The sequence below is a fragment of the Arthrobacter sp. GCM10027362 genome, assembly GCF_042679445.1.
Classification (GTDB): Bacteria; Actinomycetota; Actinomycetes; order Actinomycetales; family Micrococcaceae; genus Crystallibacter.
The window spans coordinates 1-1,582 of the sequence record NZ_JBHTML010000352.1; the positions used below are offsets into that span (position 1 = coordinate 1).

The window sequence follows — 1,582 nt, forward strand, 5'->3', positions numbered from 1 at the left end:
GGCAGCCGGCGCGGTGGCAGCCGGCATAGTGGCCGTGGACGCGGGGGCAGCCGGCACGGTGGTGGCCGGCATAGTGGCCGTGGACGCGGGGGCCGGCAGGAAAGAGCCGGCAGGCGCGGACGCCGTTGCCGTGCACGCGCATAACAGCACCGAAGAAAGCGCCGCCAACGCCCCGGGGAGCATGGTGCTTCGGGGGGTCCGGCACTCCCGCCGCCCGGCCGCAGTGCGTGGACCCCGGTTTGCCGTCACGGTCCGGCCGGGCGCGTCTCTGGGTTCATCGCTTATGAAGCGTCCCATGGCTGCTCCAGTGCTGCGCACAGCACGTCGAAGGGCACTGCGTAGCTGCCATGATGGCACAGTTACGGACCGCTGTCTGCTGCACCCATTCACCGGAATCCAGTCCGGCGCACCCTGCGCCGCCGTGCCCGCCGGCGGCCGGGCAAAACAAAGCACCCCGGTCCGAAGACCGGGGTGCCACCAACCGTTGGGATAATATCCTGGTGGAGCTGAGGGGACTCGAACCCCTGACCCCCTGCATGCCATGCAGGTGCGCTACCAGCTGCGCCACAGCCCCGTACGGGAGACGGACAGCTCTTGCGAGTGCCTCGTCAGTGGAGCTGAGGGGACTCGAACCCCTGACCCCCTGCATGCCATGCAGGTGCGCTACCAGCTGCGCCACAGCCCCGTTTCCGGTTTGCCTTGCTCGAAAGCAACTCGAATATTCTATGCAGACTCCCCCGCGGATTCCAAATCGGCGGATCCGGCCGCGTGTCGGGCGGATCCGGCGGTTAAATGGCGGAGCAGCCCGCCCGCAGGGGCTGGCTGCTCCGCCGGGCCGGACCGCTGCCACAGCGGACGGCCTGCACCAAAGGGCTTACTCGGCGTCCGCCACCTGGCGGGGCGCCTCCTCCAGCTGCAGATCGATGGCCGGGCAGTCTTTCCACAGCCGCTCCAGGGCGTAGAAGACCCGGTCCTCCTCGTGCTGGACGTGGATGATCACTTCCGCGTAGTCCAGCAGGACCCAGCGGCCCTCGGACCGGCCCTCACGGCGTACCGGACGGAGGCCCTGCTTGTGCAGCTCTTCCTCGATGCTGTCCACGATCGCATTCACCTGGCGCTCATTCGGTGCCGAGGCGATCAGGAACACATCCGTAATCACCAGCCGGTCGCTGACGTCGAGGGCGGTGATATCGCGGGCGATCTTCGCCGCTGCGGCCTTGGCCGCGGCGCGGGCGATCTCGATGGACTTTTCAGAGGCGGTCACGGGACTCCTTCAGGGTGGCTGCCGGCAGCAGCAAGAACAATGGTCGCAGCATGGGCTGCGGTATCAGTGGCCCAATCCGACGATCATCATGATCAGGCCCAAGACGAATGCCAGTCCGCCCAAGGCCAGGGAACCGATGACCAGCAGCCGGTCCCGGTTGGCCTTGGCCAGCCCGGCCGTCTGCACATCCAGCGGTTCCAGGCCGTGCGCGCGCGTGGCCCGCAGCGGCCGGACGTCGTCTTCAACAGCGTCCGGCAGTGCCGCCGGGCGTACGGCGGCAGCCTGGCTGCGCCGGACCGCCGGTGCTTCACCGCGCCG

At 68.6% G+C, this 1,582-nt stretch carries 1 protein-coding gene, 2 tRNA genes and 1 pseudogene; all 4 read right to left on the reverse strand.

Features of this window, described 5'->3' with window-relative positions:
* Window positions 1-498: 498 nt before the first annotated feature.
* Window positions 499-574, reverse strand: a tRNA-Ala gene (locus ACFQ36_RS22575).
* A 38-nt stretch (window positions 575-612) separates the two neighbouring features.
* Window positions 613-685 (reverse strand) — tRNA-Ala (locus tag ACFQ36_RS22580).
* Between the two features lie 189 nt (window positions 686-874).
* The gene (rsfS, locus tag ACFQ36_RS22585; protein ID WP_377017794.1) at window positions 875-1,264 is read right to left on the reverse strand and encodes a ribosome silencing factor; all 390 of its coding nucleotides are present in this window, start codon (window positions 1,262-1,264) and stop codon (window positions 875-877) included.
* A 63-nt stretch (window positions 1,265-1,327) separates the two neighbouring features.
* Window positions 1,328-1,582: pseudogene (locus ACFQ36_RS22590) on the reverse strand (hypothetical protein); the annotation flags it as partial.